Origin of the sequence: Cecembia rubra, from assembly GCF_003014575.1 — a bacterium.
Lineage (GTDB): Bacteria > Bacteroidota > Bacteroidia > Cytophagales > Cyclobacteriaceae > Cecembia_A > Cecembia_A rubra.
This window is the reverse complement of sequence record NZ_PYGF01000010.1, coordinates 117,469-140,220: the sequence shown is the minus strand read 5'-3', so window position 1 is coordinate 140,220 and position 22,752 is coordinate 117,469. Positions and strand designations below refer to the sequence as shown.

Sequence of the window (22,752 nt, the reverse complement as noted above, 5' to 3'; positions counted from 1 at the left end):
TTTTTAAAGAATAAATAATTCTATTTTCATGAAAAAAAACTGATCATTCACCAGCAAAACATCAATCAGTAATCATGAGCAATAAGCGCAGAGATTTTATCAAATTGGCGGGATTAGGAATTGTCGGAGCTACCATGCCCAACCTGGCTAAAGCTGAAAGCCCGGAACAATTGTATCAGCTTGCCAAAAAAATAAATAACCAAAGTTTCAATATGTGTGGTTATGCTGCACCAAAACTACAAACTGTGAGGATTGGAGTAGTTGGCTTAGGTATGAGAGGACCAGGTGCCGTGGATCGTTTGAGTAAAATTGATGGAGTTGAAATCAAGGCACTTTGTGACCTTATCCCAGAAAGGGTGGATAAAATGAAGGCTAAACTTGCGGGTTCCAAGCACCAGCCAGAGGGATATTCCGGATCAGCTTACGCATGGAAAAAGATGGTAGACAGGAATGATCTTGATCTGATTTATATTGCCACTCCATGGGATTGGCATTCACCTATGGCTGTTTATGCCATGGAATCAGGAAAGCATGTAGCTGTTGAAGTCCCCGCGGCAAAGACTCTTGAAGAATGCTGGCAATTGGTTGAAACTTCCGAAAGAACTAGAAAGCATTGCATGATGCTTGAAAACTGCTGCTATGACTTTTTTGAGTTGATGACATTGAGTATGAAACGGGATGGTTTCTTTGGAGAAATTATTCATACCGAAGGAGCCTATATCCATGATTTACTCTGGTTGAATTTTATGAAAGATTCAGAAGGTGGATACCAGGATATGTGGAGATTGAAAGAAAATTTCAAAGATGGGAATTTGTATCCTACCCATGGTTTGGGGCCAGTCTGCCAGATCATGGATATCAATAGAGGGGATCAAATGGATTATTTGACATCTCTTTCTTCCCATGATTTCCATATGGCGGCAAAAGCCAGAGAATTGGCTGAAAAGGATAACTTCTTTGCTTCTTATGCGGAAAAGAAGTTTGGTGGGAATATGAATACCACCATAATCAAGACAAAGAAAGGAAAGTCTATCATGATCCAACATGATGTTACCTCTCCTAGACCCTATTCAAGGTTACATACCATAAGCGGAACATTAGGATTTGCACAGAAATATCCCAACCCTAAAGTATCCAAAGGCCATGATTGGCTGAAAGATGAAGAAATGAAAGCGTTGGAAGAAAAATACACTCCAGAGATTGTTAAGAAAGTAGGAGAATTGGCCAAGCAAATTGGTGGTCATGGAGGAATGGACTTCATGATGGATTGGAGGTTGATTGATTGTTTGAGAAATGGACTTCCTTTAGACCAGGATGTTTATGATGCTGCACTTTGGTCAGCAATTACTCCACTTAGTGAATGGTCTGTGACAAACCGTTCTAATTCCATTGATATCCCTGATTTTACCGGTGGCAGCTGGAAGTCCAACAAGCCTGTTGATATTACATTAAAGGGTGGAGGAACTACCAAAGTGATTGTTTGATAATTAAAAACCAAAAGTGAATATTGGATTTCGGGAATTAGGCCTGAAATCCAATATCCTTTTGCACATATTTGGAATCAAATTACCCTTAATCTTTTTCCAAAGACTTGGTACCTTATACTTGATTCAAAAAAATGTCACAAAACAATTATTAGTACAAAGGTGTCCTATAATTCTTCAAATGCAGGTTTAAAATTGCACCAAAAGGAATCCAAAGCCAATATCCTGGGTTTGAGAAAGGAAATGATGGTGGGCCAATCATTTTGGTCCATAATGTTAACCCCCGACTTTATTTTATGAATTCTGGAGATTATTTTACCAAATTCTTCTTCCTTATGGAGTTCCCAGTTCCATTTTTCTCCCAATTCTGATTCAAGGGATTTTTTGAATGATTCAAATTGCTCAAAAAATAACTGTTGAAGTTCTAAATCTGGATGCGTTATTTCTATTCCCACTGAGGTGAATTCCCTTTCGGCTTTCATCCGAAAATAGATATCCTTTACTCCTGTCTTGTAATTTTGCCAGTTGGTCCTAAAGCCATCTGCATTGGGGACAGGTTTCATATATTGCCCAAAAGCCGTCCAGAATTCTTTTCTGATTTTAGCTTTTTCTGCTTTACTGTACATCAGATCAATAGCTTTTTGGTCCGTCTTGAGGGGTAACAATTATGAAATCTGCAGTGTACAGATGCTTATCTTCCAGGGTCAGTATTTCCTTCTGTTCTACAGTGTTGATGGTCATTATTTTTAATTGGGGAAAATCCTTTTTCACATACCAGACAATTCCCTCAAAATTATTAGAATGATAAGAGCCATTTATGTGAAGAATTAAATTACCTTTTTGAAAATAGTTAAACAAAGAGTAAGCCATTGTAGCATCTTTTATGGCCTGAGCCTCAATCATAAAATCTATATTCATATTAGCGCCGTGCATCATTTCTGTCATGCCTTTGTAACCGGGTAATGTTTTGTCCACTTCCACAGGCAGAGGAGCGATGTATTTCTTTGCCTCACTACTTAATGATTCAAGGCCATTCATTCCTTCCCTGCTTACCAAGGAAGCATATTTTCTAGGAATATTGGAAGCTACAAATGGGATCTGATGCTCCTTTGCAAAAATCATCAAAGGCTTGTAATCTGTACTGTAGTTGTTCCAGAGTTTTGCCTCTGATTCGAAGTTTTTATCAGTAATTCTCCCGGAAAACCATTCATCAATATTCAATTGATCATCACGCTCAAAAAATTCTCCCGCTAAAACCACTTTGTTATTACTTTGTTGAAGGGATTTCAAAAGTCTTAATTGTAGCCAATGGGCAATGGAATTGTTGTGGAGTTCACCAAAAAAGATAGCTTCAACTTGGGAAGCATTAACTGCCATAGTTTCAAATGATATTTCCTTTCCTTCTTTTGTAAAAATTTTATAGGCTTCATTTTGGGCCATAATTCCAGTAAGTGGAAATAGAAACAAGCTAATTAAAACGATTTTTTTATTCATAATCAGCTGGATAGGTCACGGTGACTACGGAATAGTTGACAACTCCACCCAGAGCTGGGTTGTGTTTTTTGATTGTTATAGATACAGATTTTATGCTTGGGAATGCGGATATGATGTCTTTGATCATCAAATGGGCAAGATGTTCCAAAAGTTTAACCGGCTCCTGCATGTGGGATTGAGCAATTTTGTATAGGCCAACATAATCAACTGTATCTCCGAGCTTATCTTCCAACATGGCCTTCTTGAAATCCGTTTCTACATGTATGTCAACAGTAAACCTGTTCCCGAGTTTGTTTTCCTCAGAGAATACACCATGATATGCATGAAATTCAATTCCCTCTAATGCAACTTTTCCCATTAGTCCAATTGGTCAAAAAATGAACCCTGTTTCTTGTCTTTCTTCGACTCATCTTGAGTATTTTGCGTAGAATCAGAGGAAGATTCTTTTGGCAAATCCTCAGGATTAGAAATACTGTTCTCTACGTCTGATATGGCTTCAGGTTTTACTGTATTTTCTTCTTCAGAGGGTTGTGATTCGGAGTTTACGGCTTCTGATTTATCTTCTGGCACCTTAGATTCTTCATTTTCAACTAATTCCTCTGAACTTTCATTTCCATCTGCTTTTATTAAAGTTTCACCCTCTTTAATAGAGGCTATATTACTTTCCAATAATTCTGGTTCGGATGCTAAGTCTGATACTTTGATTTCATTCAGACCTTCCAGAATATCTGAAAAAGAAAGGATGTTTGAGTTTTCAAAATCTTTATCCGATTTGGACAAGATTTCTTCCAGGTCTCCCGAAATCCTTTTGAGGTTTTTGAGGATTAAGGTCCTGTTATTGACAAGTTGGTCAAAATCTCTCACTGAGCTTTTGATTCTGTTCTTGAATTCACTCAGGGTTTCTGCTGACATTTTCTGTGTCTCTTCCAGAATTTTTTGCGCCTTGATTTTGGCGTCTCTGACCATTTTGTCAGCACTTTCATGCGCATCTGTCAGAAGTTCATGTGCTGTCCTATTGGCTTCTTCTATAATATTGGCTCCGGTATCTTCTGCAGTTTTTAAAGTTCTAAAAAGAGAAACCTCTACATCTTTCAATTTCTTGGCTTCCTGCTCTGCATACAGAAGTCTTTTTTCAAGATCATTTCTCTCACTTTCTAACTTATCCCAGGCATCAGCCAAAGATTTTAAGAATTCAGTAACTTCATCTTTGTCGTATCCTCTGAAATTTTTTTCAAAGCTTTTTTCCCGGATTTCTGTTGCAGTAAATTTCATGGTCATTATAGTTCAATTTGCCAGATAGAAATATTTCGGTCATCACTTACTGAGACGATCTGCTGATTATAGGTGCTCCATAAAACCTTATTGATGGAAGTGCCATGTCCTGCATGCCTCGCTTTGTCAATGACTTTCAATAATTTTAATGAATTGCTGTCCCATATTTTTATGGACTTGTCCATACTACAAGTCACAAAATAATCGCCGTCTTCTCTGAAGGAGAGGTAATTTATGGCAAACATATGGGCTACAATTGATTCCTGAAGAGAATAGTTTTTGGTTTCCCAAATATTCAGGTGGGCATCTCTCCCGCCCGAAACAAGCATCGATTTGGTGGGGTTGTAGCCCAAAGCGAATACAGAATTGTTATGGGCTTCCAGATTATGAATTGGGGAATGGTCAGAGAGATTGAAAATTTTGACAGAATTATCACTTAAGCCCACTGCAAGATGTCTTTTGGTTGGATCTAATGCAAAGACCCTCACACTTTTCTTGCTGATTTTAATATGTTTTTTAACAGCTCGCTGTTCTATGTCCACAATGATAATGATACCATCTCCGGTACCTACATATAATTCATTTCCTACAGCCTTGATGTCAAAAATGGATTGGTCCGTGAGTTTTAGGGACCAGATTTCTTTGGATTTTTCAAGGTCAACCACATGGATTCCCTCAAAGTTGTGTCCAATGAAAAGTAAGTTCCTTTCTTTATCAACTTCCATTGCATAAACAGAATGGGCCACTTTGGCGATCAGTCTTCCATCTTTAGGTTTGTCCAGATCCCATTCTACAACCATTCCGTCTCCTGATCCAGTATAAAAAAATCTTGGATCAGGACCTTCGACCAAAGCATAAATACAATCATTGTGTCCTGTTAAGGTATGCTGTTTGTTAACTTGTATATTTAACATAAAATGCTGTGATTAGCAGTTCATCCCTTATGGGCCTATGCAAACAAAAATAGAAAAAATAAGTCCTTTATCAGCTTTGGCTGTAAATAATATTCAAGAAGTTTCACAAAATGGAATTGATTTTTTGAGTTTTAGGGAAAAACTATCCTATGCCAACATATCCAGGGATGATAAAAAAATAGAATGGAAAGGAGCGAGAGTTGCGATCAAATCAGCTCTTGACTGTATTTCTTTACCATATCCGGGCTTTTTTAAAGACGAACATGGGAAATCCCATCCCATGGATGGGTACGGATATGTCTCATTGACCCATACCAAAGGAATTGCTGCAGCTATTTTTCATAAGGACATGCCAGTAGGAATAGATTTGGATTATGTTAGGGAAAAAGTGGTCAGGTTAGGTCCCAAATTCCTTGACCCATCGGAAATTGAATTTTTAAACAATGATCCAATTTTATACACAGTTGCTTGGTCCGCCAAAGAATCTATTTTCAAGTGTCAGGGGAGGAGGGGAATCAGCCTGAAATCCAATATTCTACTTGATCCATTTTCTTTGGATGACCATGTGATCAAAGGTAGAGTCTATCAATCAGAATATTCAGACCATTTTTATAATGTAAAAGTAGAAGTAGAGAATGACATTGTCCTTACTTACACTATTTGGTAAGATCTTTGTGCTTATATTTGGTAATAAACTCAGCAATCATGAAAAAGCTCCTAATTTTAAGTTTTTCAATGCTTGTTCTGATACCTTATACAGTTTCAGCACAAAGAGTTGATAATTTTCAATTGCCAGATGTCCTTTCAGGTGGAACTTTCTCGCTTACAGAACATAACGATGCGAAAGGGGTGGTATTGATATTTACCAGTCTAAATTGTCCTTTTTCCAAATTATATGAAGAAAGGATTGTCAACCTACACACTGAGTTTAATCCACAAGGATTCGTTTTTGCATTAGTTAACCCTCATGTCAAGTTAGAAGAAGGAGAATCTGCAGACGAAATGAAAAAAAGAGCAGAAGAAAGAGGCATAATGTTTTCTTTTTTAGCAGATGAGGATCAAGTAGTGACCAGGCAGTTGGGTATCACCAAACTTCCGGAGGTAGTTCTGGTTACGCCAAGTCCTACAGGTTACTCCATAGCTTACAGAGGCGCTATCGACAATAATCCCCAAGTGGCAGCCAATGCCAATTTGAGGTATCTTGAAAGTGCCATGACAGCGATAGCCAATAGAAGAAATCCCAGCCCCGCTTCAAGTAGGCCAGTTGGCTGCAATATTAGGCTTCTGGATTTTTAGCTTTTATCAGCTTTCAGCAATCCTAAGAAGTTCTTTAACTTCTTCTGACTTTTCCAGATCACCAAGCTTTTCAAAGGCCACCACCAGGTTTCTCAGAGATCGGGTGATGATGTCTTTACTGTTGCATGGTTCAAAAAACTCAGGTCGGGAATCAATTTTCAGGTGGTCAAGGTAATTGACAATATCCTGTTTGCTGAAGACCAGTCCTTTATTAAATGCATTGATGTAAAATGAAATTTCTTTGGATTTATAAGTGAGTACAAATAGGTTCGGTAAATTGACACCGTAGACAGGAAGTCCTAATTTTTGGGCTACAAGGAGGTAAATGGCGCAAAGACTTATCGGGTTTCCTTTTTTTGTTTCCAACACATTGCTGAGCATGCTGTTGCCAGGAGAGTGGAAATTTTTGGTATTTGCCGAAAACCTCAAATGGTTGAAAAGGACACTGTTAATAATACGTATCTGTTCATAAGGGAGAAGGTCATTTTTGAAAGCTGTCCATACCTCAAAATAAATTTGGTGCATGTCAGCGTTCAGCTTTTCAAATTCCAGGTCCGGATATTGATAAGTGTTAATGATCCAAAGACCGGTCAACAAATCCTGATCCGGAGAATTACGCCAATCAATCAGTCTTTCCTTTAATTGGGAAAACTGAAGGTTGTGAACCAATTCCTCAATTTCTTTTTGGATTTCAGGATTGAAACTGTCTTCCCATTTTTTTTCCAGAAAGGGTATAATATCACTCCCGAGCGAAATGATTTTATCTCTCACATGGTTTTTGACAACTTTATCCGTATCATCCAATAAAGAAACTAAGGCATGAAGTTCTTTTTCCGTCAATTTTTCCATATCCAACCTTTAGACCTTAAGTTACAAAAATTACTGCAAGGATTGGAAAGTTTTAATCCTAAAATTCAGGCAAATTTCTACAAAAAAAGCGATGAAGTCTACGCACTTGCATCGCTCTTTGAAATATTTGAACCGAAATATTATCAGGTCTGAATTATGCCCACATTGAATCTTTCCGTAAGAGGTGCATGGTCAGCAGCTTTGATCCCCATACTGATGACTTTTCGTGTTTCCAGCGGATCAATTACCCCATCTACCCAAAGCCTTGCAGCAGCATAATAGGGGCTTAACTCCTCGTTGTATTTTTCAGTAATTTCCTGTAGCAATTTACTCTCCTCTTCAGTACTGATTTCTTTGCCGGACTTTTTGAGCGCGGCTACTTTGATCTGTAAAAGAGTTTTGGCAGCAGAGGCACCACTCATGACAGCCATTTGAGCAGTTGGCCAAGAAAAAATCAGTCTTGGATCATAGGCTTTACCGCACATGGCGTAATTGCCGGCACCGTAGGAATTACCGATGATAAAGGTGAATTTCGGAACCACTGAATTTGCCATTGCATTGACCATTTTTGCACCATCTTTTATAATCCCTCCATGCTCGGCTTTACTTCCGACCATAAAGCCAGAAACATCCTGAAGGAAAACTAATGGGATTTTTCTTTGGTTGCAGTTCATTATAAAACGGGCAGCCTTGTCGGCTGAGTCAGAGTATATTACTCCTCCCATCTGCATTTCCCCTTTTTTGTTCTTTACAATCTTCCTTTGGTTGGCAATGATACCTACAGCCCAGCCATCGATTCTGGCAGTGGCACAAATCAGGGTTTTGCCATAATCCTTTTTGTATTCGTCAAATTCTGAATTATCCACTAGCCTTGCTATGATATCATACATATCATAAGGTTTCACCCTGTCAATAGGAAATATGCCATACAGTTCCTTTTCATCTTTTTTTGGTTTGACAGGTTCTGCTCGGTCAAAACCTGCTTGTTCAAATTTCCCAATTTTGTCAAAGATTTTTTTGATGGCATCCAGACAGGCCTCATCCGATTCATATTTGTTGTCGGTGACACCTGAAATTTCACAATGGGTTGTGGCACCTCCCAAGGTTTCGTTGTCTACATTTTCTCCGATGGCGGCTTTTACCAAATAGGATCCTGCCAAAAAAATGGAACCGGTTTTGTCCACGATCATTGCCTCATCAGACATAATAGGTAAGTATGCTCCTCCTGCCACACAGCTGCCCATGATAGCTGCTACCTGAATGATGCCCATAGATGACATTTTCGCATTATTGCGAAACTGTCTTCCGAAATGTTCTTTATCGGGAAAAATTTCATTTTGCATCGGGAGGTAAACTCCTGCACTGTCTACCAGATAAATAATCGGCAGCCTGTTTTCCATGGCAATTTCTTGCGCCCTAAGATTTTTTTTTGCAGTCATGGGAAACCAAGCCCCAGCTTTGACGGTGGCATCATTGGCCACAATCATACACATGCGTCCTGAAACATAACCAATTCCGGTGATGACGCCTGCTGAAGGACAGCCTCCCTCTTCTTCGTACATTCCTTCAGCTGCAAGTGCTCCTATTTCCAAAAACTCTGAGCCCTTGTCAGTCAGGTAAGCTATCCGCTCTCTGGCAGTAAGTTTACCTTTTTCATGTTCTTTGGCAAGCCTGGCTTTTCCACCACCTAGTTTGACGGTTTCCAGTTTTTTCTGAAGCTGAAAAAGTAATTGCTTGTATTGATCTTCGTTTTGGTTGAACGCAATATCCATAAAGTTACTTGGGTTTTAATTGTTGTTCGCTAAAATAAGGCTTTCTTTCAAAAGATTGAATTATTTAGCAAAGCGCATAAAAGCAGAGAAAGTTTATTTCCCTTTGACAACTAATATTCCATGGGGCATTTTTTATTTTTCCTTGCTCTTTGATTTGACAACCAAATAATAACAAGTCAGAAATTTAAAGATTACTGTTTGTTTGGATATTTTACCTGATAGACTTTATCCCTGACTTTTTTCATTATGTGATATCCGGCCCAAGCACTTAAAAATCCAACCAGCGCACCTGCTATAATATCTCCGGGATAATGGACCCCAAGGTAAATCCGTGTATAGGAAAAAACTACCGCCCAAGCAAATAACCACTTAAGCCATGGGTGCCTGAAACCTAGTGCAAGGGTCATAATGGTGGCAACCCCAAAACTATTGGAGGCATGGGAAGATGCAAAGCCGAACTTTCCTCCGCCACAATACCCAAAATTGTGGACCAATCCTTCTAATAAGGGTTCGTGACAAGGTCTCAGGCGTTCAAAATAAGGTTTCATCAGTCCTGAGGCTGTTTGATCAGCGAAAAGAATGGTCAGTCCTACAGCCATTAGTACCCACCAACTTTCCTTTTTGTAATGAGAGATAATAAGATATGTGAAAAAAATATACATAGGTACCCAAGGCCATGTTTTGGTCAAGGTAAACATGATAGGGTCAAAAAAATCCGAATGGAAACTGTTCAGGAATAAAAATAAATCCTGGTCAAGTTGGGCGATTTTATCCATCATCATTAAATCGGATTAAATATTTATCCAATCGATATCTTTTTTGAGAAGTGACAAAGTCATTGCTTCAGGACTGTCTTCTGCAGGTATATGCATGTATTCCCAATTTGCAGAAGGAGGCATACTCATCAGAATACTTTCTGTCCTTCCATTTGTGTCCAGGCCAAATTTTGTACCTGCATCCCAGACCAAGTTGAATTCCACATACCTTCCCCTTCTTAAGGACTGCCATTTTTTTTCGTTTTCACCATAAGAAAGGGATTTGTTTTTGGCCATGAAATGCCGGTACAGTTTAGGGAATAGATATCCTACTGATTTTACAAAGTCGAAAATCTGTTCCATTTCTGTTTGGTTTCCACTTTCCAAGCGGTCAAAAAATATACCTCCGATTCCACGGGTTTCATTTCGATGCTTCAGGAAGAAATAGTCATCGGCCCATTTTTTGAATTTTGGATAGTAGGCAGTATTGAATCGGTCACAGGTTTCCTTGATCTGTTGATGAAAGTATCTGGCATCTTCAAGATCAACATAATGTGGAGTCAGGTCAATACCTCCTCCAAACCATCTGACTCCTGAACTCATCTCGAAATACCTGATATTCATATGGATGATAGGAACCATAGGGCTTTCTGGATGAATCACAATAGATACTCCAGTTGCAAAAAAATCAGCTTTTTTCAGTTGAAGCTTATTGAGAATTTTTTCAGGGGTGGGGCCTTCTACTGCAGAAAAAGCTACTCCGCCTTTTTCAATGATATGACCATTTTGGATGATTCGGGTCCTTCCCCCACCACCTTCAGGCCTTTGCCACTTATCTTCTCTGAATTTGCCTTTTCCATCTTCCAGTTCAAGCTCCCTACAGATGTAGTCCTGGATTTCCATAAAATCTTTGGAAATGCTATTTTTATCCATGATGCTTTTACCTTGGTTTTTTTTAATCCTCAATTTCCAAAGTTTCCAGAATCTCTGCCAGGTCATCAAAGTCTTTGAGACCAGGTTTGATTTCGTCACCCCCTTCCATAGCTATACCTTTGACACCAGTTTTGTCAAGTAGGTCAATTATAGTATTGGCATTCAGACCAAAACCCAACAAAACTGAACAAACAGCAGCAAATTCCTTTAATTTTTCTACTAAGTCTCCATCCATTTCCAAATTTGAGGAAGTCAATAATATACTCACCCCAAGTTGACTATAAATTCCTGCTTTGTTGACTAGTTCATTCAGTTCATTCAGACTGGATATATCCTTATGTAGGATCAGAGAATAGCCCGTGTTGGCTAACATGTTTAAATGTAATTCATTTCGGACCTGGATAAACTCGATACCCTCATAACTTTTTATTTTGTCAAGGATATTTTCGGGATGTGAATATTCAAATTCCGCTACGTACTGAAGCCCAGATAGCCATCCAGTAATTTCCTTGAATTTTTCAGGTGATATATAGTTTTTGTTGTTTTCCTCTATACAGAACCCCATCAGATTGATTTGCATACCTGCGCAATAGCGTGCATCTGAGAGGTTATTTACTGATGAAATTTTTACAAAAGTTCTTAATGCCATGGGGATAATAATGAATTTGTGGCCGCTAAGGTAAAAGTTTTCAATCTAAAAACGTATTTTTAAGCCATTGTAAGCAGATGGATATGCGCTATAGGTTATTATTCAGCTTTTTCCTTTCTTTTATCCTGATTGTTTCATGCAGGGAAATAGAAAATCCCAGATTGGATTTTGGAAAAGATTACCAGCCTTTGGAAGTTGGACTCTATTGGATTTACGAGGTGGAGGAGATGATCGTCTTTGGGGAAAATGACAGTCAGACAGAGCAATACTTTATCCGTGATATTGTGGATTACAGTTTTATAAACTCCCAAAATGAGGAAGTTTTTGTAATTAGAAGGGAAAGGTCGGAAAATCGGATCAACTGGCTTCCATTACAGGGTTATTCTTTACATTTCAGGGGCAATGCATTACTCAGGAACTTTGAAAATCAAAAAACGGTTAATTTGGTTTTGCCTGCAAAGGTAGGAACTAAATGGGATGCTATGGTTTACAATTCCTCACCTAGGGATGATTTTGAAATTGAATTTATGGGAAATGTAACCATTGGTTTACAATTGTTTCAAAGATCGCTGATTGTGCGGCAGGAAGAGGATGATGACCAGGTAACTTTTCGGGACAACCGTTATGAGATTTATACCAGGGGGGTTGGAATGGTCGAACAATATTATGAGGTTTTTACTTATTGTAGCAGAAATGATTGTCTTGGTCAGATGATTAAAGATTCAGGAAGGAAAACACATATGAAAATATCCATGTATGGCAAATTATAAATTTATTGTTTCAATTATAATCTTACTGATTTTAGGCTTAGAAGTAAAAGCTCAAAACAGATATGCCATACATTATAAATATAAGCCTCAATTAACCTTCAGTTTGGAGAATCCCTTGGATTTTTTGACTACACCATCAATTGAAAGAAGGATTAGAGAAGGGGTGACATTGGATAGCTTGGATCTTCCCGTATCAGAGAAATACATAGCCTTGATTAGGCCTTTTGTTGACCAAATGCTTTATCATAGTAATTGGATGAATGCTTCAGTGGTTATTGCCAAGGAAGACTTAGTTAAAAAGATGCAAGCATTGGATTTTGTTGATTCTGTGGTTTTGATTGCGAAAGGTTTTGTCCCTGAAGGCCGTCAACTCAATTCCAATAATCCTCTTACAGGGATGAAAGCTAATAAAAAGAAATCCTTAGCAATTACGGAAGCACCTTTTGATTTTCAAAACGCTTTATTGGGCATAAAGGAAATGCACGAACTGGGGTATACAGGAAAGGGGATTACAGTGGCCATTTTTGATGCTGGATTTCCTGGAGTAGATCAAATACCGGCTTTTGCCCACCTATTCAAAAATAATCAGATACTTGGGGGGAAGGATTTTGTAGATGTTTGGAATAATAATGTGTTTACAAAGAATCAGCATGGCACCAATGTACTTTCTTTGATGGCAGCCAATGATCCAGAGGTCCTATTGGCTGCTGCCCCGGATGCTAAATATATTTTGTGTATAACAGAGGAAGTACCAACCGAATTTCGTGTAGAAGAGTACAATTGGGTAAAAGCTGCAGAATATGCCGATAGTTTAGGTGTAGACATTATCAATAGTTCCTTGGGCTATTGGGATTTTGACGATCCCTTTATGGATTATTCATTGGATGATATGGATGGGGAGACTGCAGTAATTTCCAAAGGTGCATCTATAGCTTCGGAAAAAGGAATACTGGTAGTTACGAGTGTCGGCAATTATGGAAATAGGGGGCAAAGAAGTATTACGGCTCCAGCAGATGCAAAGGGAATATTGTCAGTTGGGGCAACTAATATGGGGATGGACAGGGCTTTTTTCAGTTCCCAAGGCCCTACGGCGGATGGAAGGATCAAGCCTGATGTAAGTACTTATGGAGAGCAGGTATGGCTTATCCGTAGTTCAGGTAATTTGGGTAGGTCCAGTGGGACTTCTTTTTCAGCACCCCAAGTTGCAGCTTTTGCCGCAGGATTATGGCAGGCCAAACCAAAATGGACTAAAAGTGAACTGATTGATGAAATTCTAAAAAGCAGTTCACAATCAGATAAACCGGACAATTTGCTGGGTTATGGCATTCCAAATTTTGCGAGGGCATATTACGGACCTGTATTAGGAGGGATTACCGTCGAAGAACAAGAATGGAAAATTTATCCCAATCCTCTAAAAGGTTCGGAGCTATATATAAAATTCGGACAAAATATTGATGGAGAGTTCTCGCTTATTGACCTTAAAGGAAACATTTTAAGTCGGGCTTCATTAAGTAGAAGGGACTCTAGAGATGCATTTATGGTTGAGATTCCTGAATTGCCTGTAGGGGTTTATATTGTTGAATTACAGTCAGGCTCAGACATTAAGCGGACAAAATTGATGAAATGGTAGGCTTCCATTTGTATTTTTCTTTTTTTTGCAGCCTAATCCAAAGCAATCCCACATGTCAGTAAAAATAGCCCCTTCCATCTTGGCGGCAGACTTTGCCAATCTTCAAAGAGAAGTCGAAATGCTCAATGCATCTGATGCAGATTATATCCATGTTGATATCATGGACGGGGTTTTTGTGCCCAATATCTCCTTTGGTTTCCCTGTCACAGAAGCGATCAATAGGCATGCCCAAAAGCCATTGGACGTGCATTTGATGATTATCAACCCAGACAAGTATTTAGAAGAATTCAAGAAAGCCGGAGCAGAAATCATCTCAGTTCATTTTGAAGCTTGTGTACATTTGCACAGAACCCTTCAGCATATAAAAAGCCTGGGGTGTAAGGCAGGTGTTGCTATCAATCCACATACTCCTATTGAACATTTGGAAAATATTCTGGAAGAAGTGGATTTAGTTTGCCTTATGTCTGTCAACCCGGGTTTTGGGGGACAGAAATTTATCCCAAATACATTCTCAAAAATAAAAAGGCTGAGCAAGATGATTGCGGACAAGGGCTTAAATACCCTCATTGAGGTTGATGGAGGAGTAAATCAGTCCAATGCCCCATTGCTGGTTGAAGCAGGAGCTAATGTATTAGTGGCCGGAAATTTTGTGTTTTCTTCAGATAATCCAATAACAACAATAAAAAATTTAAAAAACATCCAATAATTTTGCATGTTTTGATGGTGGAATTACCTTTTATGTGTAATATTTGCCTTTTAACAAGTTTTAATGTGTAGTTTTTGTCGTTTTTCTTGTGATTTTGAATTTAAAGCCATTTATTGAAAATTGATATCAATATAAATGTGCAACAAAAACCAATTATTACAATGAAAAAACTATTCTTACTTGCATTCCTGATGTTGGGAATTATCAGCGTTCAGGGATTTGCTCAGGATGAAAGCGAAGAATTGACAGAGGAAGAAATTGTAAAGTATGCTTCCATGGAGGCTAAGGTTCAGGTCTTTATCAAAGAGAAACAATCTACGATGGAGGAAATGATTAAAAATAATGAGGCTTTAGGAGGGGGTGCCCGATACAATGAGATCAAGGCTGCCTGGGGAAAGGAGGATAAATTAGCTGAAATTAATATCACTGAAGAAGAAAGGGCTGCTTTTGCTGAAATACAGTCTTACATTGATGCCATTGGTGATGAAGTTAAGCAATATATGACCGGCCTGATTATGGATCAGGAAGTATTGGGGGCTGCAACCTATAATAAAGTAAGGAGAGCAATGAATGCGGATCCAGCTGTTAAGGAAAGAATAAATTCCTTAGTTGCAGAGTTGAAGGAAAAGAGTGAAGATACTGCCGTTCAAAATCAATAATGATTTAAAGATAAAAATTTAAAAAGGTTCCTGATTAATGGAACCTTTTTTGTTTTTTAGCATGTATAATTTTTACTTTAGGTTTCGTTATTACAGTTATGAAAAAATCAACCGCGTTTTTAATTCTTTTTTTCACTTTAGGATCAACCATGGCACAGGAGGATATTTTTGGATTTGACACTAGAGCCAGGACAAAAAATAGAAAAGCCCAGAGTGATGTAGGTAATTTTTCCAGAAATCTGATCAGCAATTTCAGTTTTGAAATTTCTGGAGGAGGTGCTTACCATGTTCCTGTGATTGACTTTAATTCTGAGCAACCAGGCCAGTATCCAATAGTACAGTATAGGAATTTGGAGGAACCAATGGAGTTGACTGGAGAAGATACAATTAGATTCAGGGGTAATGGAATGGCATATCCAATTAATCTGGGTGTGAGGATCAATGTGTTCAATACTTTGACAATAGGTGGGGGCTATGGTAGAGAATTTGGGCAGATTTCTTCATTAAAAGGAAATGATTACGAATTCCAGTTTCAAAACCAGAATTATACTTTCGATAAGGTTTATGCCAATGTGGGCTTAGTTTTATATGATGCCAGAAAGAGGGCCAAATTTTTAAACTGGAGATATAGGAGATATGCATCCTCCAATTTTTACATGCAATCAGAAAAGAACCAAAGGATTAGACAAAACTATCCATGGAGATTCCTATTAGATGCTGAATTTGGAAGTATTTTGATAAGGAGTTCCTTTGATGAACGCATGCTGACCAATAACCAGCCGTTTTACAGCGTGGGATTGAGGATAGAAAGGGAGTTTTCTGAATACACCCGATTTTTCGTGAGAGGTGGGGCAGAGTTCAGAAATTTTATTTTTCAGGCTGAAAATTTTGCTGGATTTCAAGATTTGAGACAAAACCTTTATTTGGCCCAAGTTGGCTTCTCCATAAACCTTCCCGGCACGAAGCGCTGCAAAGTTCAGGGTTGTGGCGTGGTAATGAGACATTTACATGACGGAGTGGAGTATAGGGGCAGTTCAATATTCAGATTGCAGAATAGAAAGATAGGGCAATGGTATTAAAAGCTGCCCAATAGGTTCCCATATCACATAATAATCTGTTTCAAAAGCGTTTCTTTTTTATTAACTTGCCCGCTTATTGAGTATGAACAAAAAATATGGCGCAAGGAGAAAAAGAGAACATTATACCAATTAATATAGAGGAAGAAATGCGTGGTGCCTACATCGATTATTCGATGTCGGTAATTGTTTCCAGAGCGCTTCCGGACGTCCGTGATGGACTTAAGCCAGTTCACAGAAGAATACTTTTTGGAATGCAGGAACTGGGCGTTTTGCACAATAAGCCTTTTAAGAAATCAGCAAGGATTGTAGGGGAAGTATTGGGTAAATACCACCCACATGGTGATTCTGCGGTATATGAAACCATGGTCCGCATGGCTCAGCCTTGGTCTTTAAGATATCCTTTGGTAGATGGTCAAGGAAACTTTGGTTCTATTGATGGTGATAATCCTGCCGCAATGCGTTACACCGAAGCAAGACTGAAGCGAATTGCAGAAGAGCTGCTGACTGATATAAACAAAGAAACAGTTGATTTTCAGCTTAACTTTGATGACTCGCTCAAGGAACCTGTTGTTCTTCCTGCCAAAATTCCTGCCCTTTTGTTAAATGGTGCCTCGGGAATCGCTGTAGGAATGGCAACCAATATGGCACCTCACAATCTGGGTGAGGTAGTAGATGGTATCATTGCCTACATCGAAAACAGAGATATAACTGTATCAGAATTGATGCAGCATATTATTGCTCCTGACTTTCCTACAGGAGGTATTATTTACGGATATAATGGTGTCAAGGCTGCTTTTGAAACCGGACGTGGAAGGATTATCCTCCGCGGTAAGGCTGAGGTGGAGACCAAAGACAGTGGTAAAGAATCAATCATTATTTCGGAAATACCTTATTTGGTCAACAAGGCCAATATGATTGAAAAGACAGCCCAGCTGATCACTGAGAAGAAAATTGAGGGAATTTCAGCCATTAGGGATGAGTCTGACCGTCAAGGAATGCGCATTGTGTATGAGCTTAAAAGGGATGCAATACCAAATGTAGTATTGAATAATCTGTATAAGCAGACGCAGTTACAAACCTCATTTTCAGTTAATAATGTGGCTCTAGTTAAGGGAAGGCCACAGACGCTTAATCTGAAAGATATGATTACTCATTATGTCAATCATAGGCATGAGGTAGTAGTCAGAAGGACAGAATATGAATTGAAAGAAGCGGAGAAGCGGGCACATATCCTTGAAGGTTATTTGATTGCCTTGGACAATTTGGACGAAGTGATTGCTTTGATCAGAAGCTCAAGAGATCCTGAGACTGCCAGAAATGGTTTGATGGAGCGTTTCGGCCTAAGTGAAATTCAGGCACGGGCCATTCTAGACATGAGGTTGCAGCGTCTTACAGGCATGGAGCGTGAGAAAATCCAAGAGGAATACAAGGAGATCATGTTGCTCATTGAGGACCTTAAGGACATCCTAGGAAGTGAGGAAAGAAGGATGCAGATCATCAAGGATGAACTGACTGAAATGAAAGAGCGCTACAATGACGAAAGAAGAACTGTTATTGAGCATAATGCTGAAGATTTCAGTTATGAAGATATGATTCCAAATGAGGAGGTGATTATTACCGTATCCCATCAGGGTTACGTAAAAAGAACCTTACTGACGGAATATAGGACACAAAGCAGAGGTGGTGTTGGTTCAAGGGGAGCTGCCACCAAGGAAGATGATTGGACAGAATACTTATTTACAGCATCTACACATAATTATCTTCTTATTTTCACCGATCACGGGAAATTGTTCTGGTTGAAAACCTATGCTATTCCTGAGGGTTCCAAAACATCCAAAGGGAGACCAATCCAGAACTTGATCAACATAGAACCTGAAGATAAAATCAGGTCTATCATTCAGGTAGGAGATCTGAATGACGTTGATTATATCAACAATAATTTCCTGGTGATGGTGACCAAGCAAGGTGTAATCAAAAAGACAACACTAGAGCAATATTCCAGGCCAAGGTCAAATGGTATAATTGCATTGAATATTAGAGAGGATGATCAGCTCTTGCAGGTGGATATGACAAACGGGGATTCCCATATCATCATTGCTGCAAAATCCGGTAGGGCCATCCATTTCCATGAATCAACGGTGAGACCTATGGGTAGGACTGCTACAGGTGTTAAGGCCATAACGTTAAGTGATGTTAAAGACGAAGTTGTTGGCATGGTATGTGCTTCCAGAGAAGATGCAAGCCTTTTGGTGGTTTCTGAAAAAGGATATGGAAAACGGTCTCCTTTAGATGAGTACAGAATCACCAATAGGGGAGGAAAAGGAGTAAAGGCTATGAATATTACCGAAAAGACCGGTTATTTGGTAGCTATAAAAGAAGTGGTTGATACAGATGACTTGATGATTATCAATAAGTCAGGTATTACAATCAGGACTCCTGTATCTGACCTTAGGGTAATGGGACGGGCTACCCAAGGAGTGAGGCTTATCAAACTTAGCGAAGGGGATGCGATATCCTCAGTAGAGAAAATTAAAAAAGACGAGGAGGAGGAAGATCCAACTGCACCTCAAATTGAATAGAACTTAAACAATACCAAACAATTAGCAAATTTAAACGCAAATGAAAAAGTTAATTCTATCATTGGCAATGGTTGTAGCAGCATCCACTGCTTTTGGACAAAAAAAGGTTGTCAGCTCAGCAGATAGGAACTTCAAGAAGGGAGATCTTGAAGCTGCGATGAACGATATTCAAGCTGCTTTAGAAAGTCCCGAGACTAAAGATGACCCTAATACCACATTGATCAAAGCTAAAATCCTGACAAAAATGTTCGAAGCAGATGAAGATATGGCTGCTTCTACAGTAAAAACTGGTAAATCTGCTTTAGAGTCTTTTGATAAGACCATGTCTATGGTGGGTAATGACAAAAACAGTAAAATCGGAAAAGAGGTTTATAAGGAAGATATGCAAGGGATGCCGGATAATTTAAGGCCATTCTCTAAAATAACCTTGAAGAATGCGGCTTTCAACAAAGCGCTTCAAGCTTATGAGGATGATGATTATTCGATGTCTTATGAGTTCTTTAACCTTATTTCAGAGATTGACCCCACCGACACCACAGCGCATTTCAATGCAGGTTATCTGGCTTACCAGGAGCTTGGAAAAACTGAGGATGCCAAAAAGCATTTTAAGGCTTTGATTGAAGTTCCTGAATACAATAAGTTGAATACGTATTACTTCTTGATCCAGATCGCAAGTTCTGAAGATCAAGATCCTGAACAGGCTTACAAATACGTAGTAGCTGCCAGGATGGACTTCCCTGAAGACAAAACTTTGTCTGAATTTGAAGTGCAGTTATTGCTTCAAATGAACAAAATGGACGAAGCTATGGCTTCTGTTAAAGAAGCTTTAAAGGATGATCCAAATAATTCTGGACTTTTGTTAAGATATGGTTACCTATTGGAACAATCAGGTGATTTAGATGGTGCTTTGGAGCAATACAAAAAGTCTGTAGCTGTTGATCCTACCTTCTTTGAAGGCAACTATTATACAGGTGCTATCTTTTTGGACAGGGCGAGAGCCATCTTGGCTGAAGTAAACAATCTTTCTGATGATGAGTGGGAAGTAAGAGCTCCAAAAATGGCTGAAGAAGCGGATAACCTATATAAAGAATCTGTTCCTTACTTTACTAAAGCTTCAGAACTGAAGCCTGATAATACTGAAATTCTTGAAATTCTATATCAGATCCATACCAGATTGAAAAATACATCCGAGGCGGAAAAATACAATCAGAGACTGATTACTCTGTTGGGTCCAGATTGGATGGAAAGATAAAATCAATTAATACCAAAATTAAAAACCGGGCTGTCGAAGTCCGGTTTTTTTTTGATCTTTCAAGGAATGGATGAAAAATCCTTTTTACATCAAACGGTTATTAAGATCATTTAACAACCTTCAAAACCCATTGATATAAAAATCAGTTTTTATTATTAATTCATTACCGTAGATTTCCCCAAATTGACAGATTATGAGAAACCCAAAATGGTGGCTATTTAGCTTAATTTATTTTCTTTCCATTTTATCCTTCGCCCAAACCACACCTTCATCTGTAATTTATCATGATTTATTGAGGTTTAAAGAAACCAAAAGGGTACTTTATGTTGCTGCCCATCCGGATGATGAAAACACAAGACTGATTGCCTACTTGGCCAATGCAGAACATGCTGATGTAGCTTACCTTTCACTTACCAGGGGTGATGGAGGTCAGAACCTGATTGGAAAAGAACTTGGCATTGAGTTAGGTTTGATCAGGACACATGAACTTTTAAGAGCTAGGGAAACCGATGGGGGTAGGCAGTTTTTCAGCCGTGCTCTGGATTTTGGATTCAGCAAAAATCCTGATGAAACTTTTAATAACTGGGACAAAGAAAAATTATTGTCTGATGTAGTATGGATTGTGAGAAAATTCCAGCCTGACATAATTATAAACCGTTTCAATACAATTCCTGGAACCACACACGGGCATCATACCTCTTCTGCCATGTTGAGCGTTGAAGCCTTTACCAAGGCAGCCGACAAGAATATTTTTCCAGAGCAGTTGACATATGCGCATCCTTGGCAGGCTAAGCGGATTTTCTGGAACGCCTACAGTTGGGGTGGTCAATATGAACCTGAAGAGGGGAAAGTTTATCACCGCTTTTTGGTAGGGGAGTACAATCCGCTTTTAGGGACCACCTATTCCCAAATTGCCGCAGATAGTCGTACCATGCACAAATCACAAGGTTTTGGGTCAACCTCACAGATTGGTCAGGGCAATGATTTTATTGAAATGATCCAAGGTGAACCGTTTTCTTTATCTCCTTTTGAAGGGATTGAGTCCCGCTGGAAGTTATTAAAAAACAGTTCTTCTGTCCTTCAATCTATTGATAAGGCAATCAAAGAGTTTAATTTCATTGAGCCTGAGAAGAATGTGAAGAACCTCTTGGAAATTAAGAAAATTCTGGGATCTGAAGACCTCTTAGATCAATGGTTTGTGGAAAAGAAAGCGCATCTTGATCAGATGATTCTGAATGTGTTGGGAATTAAGTCTGAATTTGTTATCCGTAAGGAAATTGGTTATCCGGGTGAAAAAATCTCAGTTGAAATGGTTTTCAATAACCCAAGTGCCTTCCCGTTGACACTCCAATCCTTTAAGAGTGATATATTCTCTCATGACCTAAATGCACAGGCAGTAAACAATAAGCCTTTTGTAAAGAACTTTGAAATTCAGATTCCTTTGGATTATCCGGTATCACAGCCTTTCTGGCTTGAAAAACCAATAGAAAACAGTTTGTTTCAGATTGAGAAAATTTCAAAAATAGGTCCTCCTGTTAATGGTTCCACAATTCAGGGAACTGTCCAATTGTTGGCAGATGGGCAGCCATTAACATTGGTTCTTCCGTTGAAATATAAATACAATGATCAGGTTGACGGGGAGATCAATCAGCCTTTTACTTTGGTTCCTGAGGTCAATGTGAGTCTTGATAAATCCAATTTATTTATCATTCCCGGGGCTGATGATTTACTTAAGGTGGAGGTAAGCTTCAGAAATAGAATTTTAGATGGTGAAATTGAAATCAGCGGAATTTTGCCAAAGCAATATCAGATCATTGATTCATCAATAGACGAAAGAAGGAACAGAAAAGATTTCTTTATCAAATTTTTGGATTCTGATCAGGAAAAGAAAGAGTTAACAATTTCTTATGTTACAAAGGACGGGAGAAAATTCCACCAGGATACCAAAAGGATCATTTATAAACATATTCCTAACCTGACTTATTTTACCAATACCACTATCAATTTGGTGAAAATGGACATCAAAATCAGTGGACAAACAGTGGGATATATTCCCGGAGCTGGAGATGATGTGCCTGAGGTATTGAGGAGTTTGGGTTATCAAGTTAGTATTTTAGATGATGCAGATATCAGAAAAAATAGACTTAAAAACTTTGCGACGGTGATTGTAGGTATCCGTGCATTTAATGTGAATCAGGGACTCGCCACTCATGTGGATGAATTGATGGAATATGTAAAGGAGGGAGGAAATTTGATAGTTCAGTATAATACATCTTCTCCTCTTTTGACAAGGGATTTAGGTCCTTATCCATTCAGTATTTCCAGAGAGCGCGTGACTGTTGAAAATTCCCCGGTAAATGCAGATTTTTCACATCCTGTTTTAAGGAGACCAAATAGGATAATTGCATCCGATTTTAATGGTTGGGTTCAGGAAAGGGGTCTGTATTTCACTTCGAATTGGGATCCTTTGTATACTGCCCCCTTAACTATGCAGGATCCAGGAGAATCGGAATTACAAGGATCACTGTTATATGCCAGATATGGTAAGGGAACTTATACTTATTCCGGTATTTCATGGTTCAGGCAACTGCCGGCAGGTGTTCCAGGTGCCATCAAAATCTTTGTCAACCTAATTGAGCAGGCCAGTGAAAGATAACAT

General features: G+C 38.8%; 21 protein-coding genes. 11 read left to right on the top strand and 10 right to left on the bottom strand.

The genetic code is table 11. The features are described from left to right. The first annotated feature begins 74 nt into the window (after window positions 1-74). Window positions 75-1,484 carry a Gfo/Idh/MocA family protein gene (locus CLV48_RS16255; RefSeq protein WP_106568344.1) on the top strand — a complete coding sequence of 470 codons (1,410 nt, stop codon included), beginning with the start codon at window positions 75-77 and terminating at the stop codon, window positions 1,482-1,484. 167 nt (window positions 1,485-1,651) lie between these two features. Here the strand turns inward: CLV48_RS16255 and CLV48_RS16250 are convergent, their stop codons facing one another. The 5 genes from CLV48_RS16250 to CLV48_RS16230 are packed head-to-tail and all read right to left on the bottom strand — an operon-like array spanning window position 1,652 to window position 5,164. Next, a complete protein-coding gene (locus tag CLV48_RS16250; protein ID WP_106568343.1) occupies window positions 1,652-2,110 on the bottom strand; it encodes a DUF4268 domain-containing protein in 459 nt (152 codons plus the stop codon). Between the two features lie 4 nt (window positions 2,111-2,114). Next, the gene (locus CLV48_RS16245; protein WP_106568342.1) at window positions 2,115-2,978 is read right to left on the bottom strand and encodes a ChaN family lipoprotein; all 864 of its coding nucleotides are present in this window, start codon (window positions 2,976-2,978) and stop codon (window positions 2,115-2,117) included. Continuing rightward, entirely contained in the window at window positions 2,971-3,336 is a 366-nt protein-coding gene (folB, locus tag CLV48_RS16240) for a dihydroneopterin aldolase (protein WP_106568341.1), read from the bottom strand. The genes CLV48_RS16245 and folB overlap by 8 nt, the downstream gene beginning before the upstream one ends. Continuing rightward, window positions 3,336-4,250, bottom strand: coding sequence for a DivIVA domain-containing protein (locus CLV48_RS16235; protein WP_106568367.1), 915 nt, complete (start codon window positions 4,248-4,250; stop codon window positions 3,336-3,338). Before CLV48_RS16235 ends, folB begins: the two co-directional genes overlap by 1 nt. Window positions 4,251-4,255: 5 nt before the next feature. Next, the gene (locus CLV48_RS16230; protein ID WP_106568340.1) at window positions 4,256-5,164 is read right to left on the bottom strand and encodes a WD40 repeat domain-containing protein; all 909 of its coding nucleotides are present in this window, start codon (window positions 5,162-5,164) and stop codon (window positions 4,256-4,258) included. A 37-nt stretch (window positions 5,165-5,201) separates the two neighbouring features. Between CLV48_RS16230 and CLV48_RS16225 the strand changes: the two genes are divergently transcribed. Together CLV48_RS16225 and CLV48_RS16220 are read left to right on the top strand one after the other, a co-directional pair. Then, window positions 5,202-5,831 (top strand): 4'-phosphopantetheinyl transferase family protein, encoded by a 630-nt coding sequence (locus CLV48_RS16225; protein ID WP_106568339.1) that lies wholly within the window; start codon window positions 5,202-5,204, stop codon window positions 5,829-5,831. A gap of 38 nt (window positions 5,832-5,869) precedes the next feature. Further along, window positions 5,870-6,460 carry a redoxin domain-containing protein gene (locus CLV48_RS16220; RefSeq protein WP_106568338.1) on the top strand — a complete coding sequence of 197 codons (591 nt, stop codon included), beginning with the start codon at window positions 5,870-5,872 and terminating at the stop codon, window positions 6,458-6,460. A gap of 6 nt (window positions 6,461-6,466) precedes the next feature. Here the strand turns inward: CLV48_RS16220 and CLV48_RS16215 are convergent, their stop codons facing one another. The 5 genes from CLV48_RS16215 to CLV48_RS16190 form a co-directional block, all read right to left on the bottom strand. Then, on the bottom strand, window positions 6,467-7,309 hold the full coding sequence (locus CLV48_RS16215; protein ID WP_106568337.1) for a transglutaminase-like domain-containing protein: 843 nt from the start codon (window positions 7,307-7,309) through the stop codon (window positions 6,467-6,469). Between the two features lie 143 nt (window positions 7,310-7,452). Beyond that, window positions 7,453-9,081 carry an acyl-CoA carboxylase subunit beta gene (locus tag CLV48_RS16205; protein WP_106568335.1) on the bottom strand — a complete coding sequence of 543 codons (1,629 nt, stop codon included), beginning with the start codon at window positions 9,079-9,081 and terminating at the stop codon, window positions 7,453-7,455. A gap of 191 nt (window positions 9,082-9,272) precedes the next feature. After that, window positions 9,273-9,863: a phosphatase PAP2 family protein gene (locus CLV48_RS16200; protein WP_245889586.1), complete on the bottom strand. Its 591-nt coding sequence runs from the start codon at window positions 9,861-9,863 to the stop codon at window positions 9,273-9,275. A gap of 9 nt (window positions 9,864-9,872) precedes the next feature. After that, window positions 9,873-10,769, bottom strand: a complete 897-nt coding sequence (hemF, locus tag CLV48_RS16195; RefSeq protein ID WP_106568365.1) for an oxygen-dependent coproporphyrinogen oxidase — start codon at window positions 10,767-10,769, stop codon at window positions 9,873-9,875. Between the two features lie 22 nt (window positions 10,770-10,791). Further along, window positions 10,792-11,418 (bottom strand): beta/alpha barrel domain-containing protein, encoded by a 627-nt coding sequence (locus CLV48_RS16190; RefSeq protein ID WP_106568334.1) that lies wholly within the window; start codon window positions 11,416-11,418, stop codon window positions 10,792-10,794. Between the two features lie 83 nt (window positions 11,419-11,501). Here CLV48_RS16190 and CLV48_RS16185 point away from each other — a divergent pair, with 83 nt between their 5' ends. From CLV48_RS16185 to CLV48_RS16150, 8 genes are all read left to right on the top strand, one after another. Next, window positions 11,502-12,188, top strand: coding sequence for a hypothetical protein (locus CLV48_RS16185; protein ID WP_106568364.1), 687 nt, complete (start codon window positions 11,502-11,504; stop codon window positions 12,186-12,188). After that, window positions 12,175-13,818: a S8 family serine peptidase gene (locus CLV48_RS16180; protein ID WP_106568333.1), complete on the top strand. Its 1,644-nt coding sequence runs from the start codon at window positions 12,175-12,177 to the stop codon at window positions 13,816-13,818. Before CLV48_RS16185 ends, CLV48_RS16180 begins: the two co-directional genes overlap by 14 nt. A 52-nt stretch (window positions 13,819-13,870) precedes the next feature. Beyond that, window positions 13,871-14,524 (top strand): ribulose-phosphate 3-epimerase, encoded by a 654-nt coding sequence (rpe, locus tag CLV48_RS16175; protein WP_106568332.1) that lies wholly within the window; start codon window positions 13,871-13,873, stop codon window positions 14,522-14,524. Window positions 14,525-14,685: 161 nt separating this feature from the next. Next, complete coding sequence (locus CLV48_RS16170) at window positions 14,686-15,183, top strand: hypothetical protein (RefSeq protein WP_106568363.1); 498 nt, start codon at window positions 14,686-14,688, stop codon at window positions 15,181-15,183. A gap of 149 nt (window positions 15,184-15,332) precedes the next feature. Further along, window positions 15,333-16,262 carry a hypothetical protein gene (locus CLV48_RS16165; RefSeq protein ID WP_245889585.1) on the top strand — a complete coding sequence of 310 codons (930 nt, stop codon included), beginning with the start codon at window positions 15,333-15,335 and terminating at the stop codon, window positions 16,260-16,262. Between the two features lie 95 nt (window positions 16,263-16,357). Then, complete coding sequence (gyrA, locus tag CLV48_RS16160; RefSeq protein ID WP_106568330.1) at window positions 16,358-18,841, top strand: DNA gyrase subunit A; 2,484 nt, start codon at window positions 16,358-16,360, stop codon at window positions 18,839-18,841. A gap of 40 nt (window positions 18,842-18,881) precedes the next feature. Then, on the top strand, window positions 18,882-20,093 hold the full coding sequence (locus CLV48_RS16155; RefSeq protein WP_106568329.1) for a tetratricopeptide repeat protein: 1,212 nt from the start codon (window positions 18,882-18,884) through the stop codon (window positions 20,091-20,093). Window positions 20,094-20,286: 193 nt separating this feature from the next. Beyond that, window positions 20,287-22,749 carry a PIG-L family deacetylase gene (locus tag CLV48_RS16150; RefSeq protein ID WP_106568328.1) on the top strand — a complete coding sequence of 821 codons (2,463 nt, stop codon included), beginning with the start codon at window positions 20,287-20,289 and terminating at the stop codon, window positions 22,747-22,749. Window positions 22,750-22,752 lie beyond the last annotated feature (3 nt).

Coding starts and splice junctions, on each gene's coding strand:
- CLV48_RS16255 (WP_106568344.1), top strand. CDS start 75: ATGAGCAATAAGCGCAGAGATTTTATCAAATTGGCGGGATTAGGAATT.
- CLV48_RS16250 (WP_106568343.1), bottom strand. CDS start 2,110: ATGTACAGTAAAGCAGAAAAAGCTAAAATCAGAAAAGAATTCTGGACG.
- CLV48_RS16245 (WP_106568342.1), bottom strand. CDS start 2,978: ATGAATAAAAAAATCGTTTTAATTAGCTTGTTTCTATTTCCACTTACT.
- folB (WP_106568341.1), bottom strand. CDS start 3,336: ATGGGAAAAGTTGCATTAGAGGGAATTGAATTTCATGCATATCATGGT.
- CLV48_RS16235 (WP_106568367.1), bottom strand. CDS start 4,250: ATGAAATTTACTGCAACAGAAATCCGGGAAAAAAGCTTTGAAAAAAAT.
- CLV48_RS16230 (WP_106568340.1), bottom strand. CDS start 5,164: ATGTTAAATATACAAGTTAACAAACAGCATACCTTAACAGGACACAAT.
- CLV48_RS16225 (WP_106568339.1), top strand. CDS start 5,202: ATGCAAACAAAAATAGAAAAAATAAGTCCTTTATCAGCTTTGGCTGTA.
- CLV48_RS16220 (WP_106568338.1), top strand. CDS start 5,870: ATGAAAAAGCTCCTAATTTTAAGTTTTTCAATGCTTGTTCTGATACCT.
- CLV48_RS16215 (WP_106568337.1), bottom strand. CDS start 7,309: ATGGAAAAATTGACGGAAAAAGAACTTCATGCCTTAGTTTCTTTATTG.
- CLV48_RS16205 (WP_106568335.1), bottom strand. CDS start 9,081: ATGGATATTGCGTTCAACCAAAACGAAGATCAATACAAGCAATTACTT.
- CLV48_RS16200 (WP_245889586.1), bottom strand. CDS start 9,863: ATGATGATGGATAAAATCGCCCAACTTGACCAGGATTTATTTTTATTC.
- hemF (WP_106568365.1), bottom strand. CDS start 10,769: ATGGATAAAAATAGCATTTCCAAAGATTTTATGGAAATCCAGGACTAC.
- CLV48_RS16190 (WP_106568334.1), bottom strand. CDS start 11,418: ATGGCATTAAGAACTTTTGTAAAAATTTCATCAGTAAATAACCTCTCA.
- CLV48_RS16185 (WP_106568364.1), top strand. CDS start 11,502: ATGCGCTATAGGTTATTATTCAGCTTTTTCCTTTCTTTTATCCTGATT.
- CLV48_RS16180 (WP_106568333.1), top strand. CDS start 12,175: ATGGCAAATTATAAATTTATTGTTTCAATTATAATCTTACTGATTTTA.
- rpe (WP_106568332.1), top strand. CDS start 13,871: ATGTCAGTAAAAATAGCCCCTTCCATCTTGGCGGCAGACTTTGCCAAT.
- CLV48_RS16170 (WP_106568363.1), top strand. CDS start 14,686: ATGAAAAAACTATTCTTACTTGCATTCCTGATGTTGGGAATTATCAGC.
- CLV48_RS16165 (WP_245889585.1), top strand. CDS start 15,333: ATGGCACAGGAGGATATTTTTGGATTTGACACTAGAGCCAGGACAAAA.
- gyrA (WP_106568330.1), top strand. CDS start 16,358: ATGGCGCAAGGAGAAAAAGAGAACATTATACCAATTAATATAGAGGAA.
- CLV48_RS16155 (WP_106568329.1), top strand. CDS start 18,882: ATGAAAAAGTTAATTCTATCATTGGCAATGGTTGTAGCAGCATCCACT.
- CLV48_RS16150 (WP_106568328.1), top strand. CDS start 20,287: ATGAGAAACCCAAAATGGTGGCTATTTAGCTTAATTTATTTTCTTTCC.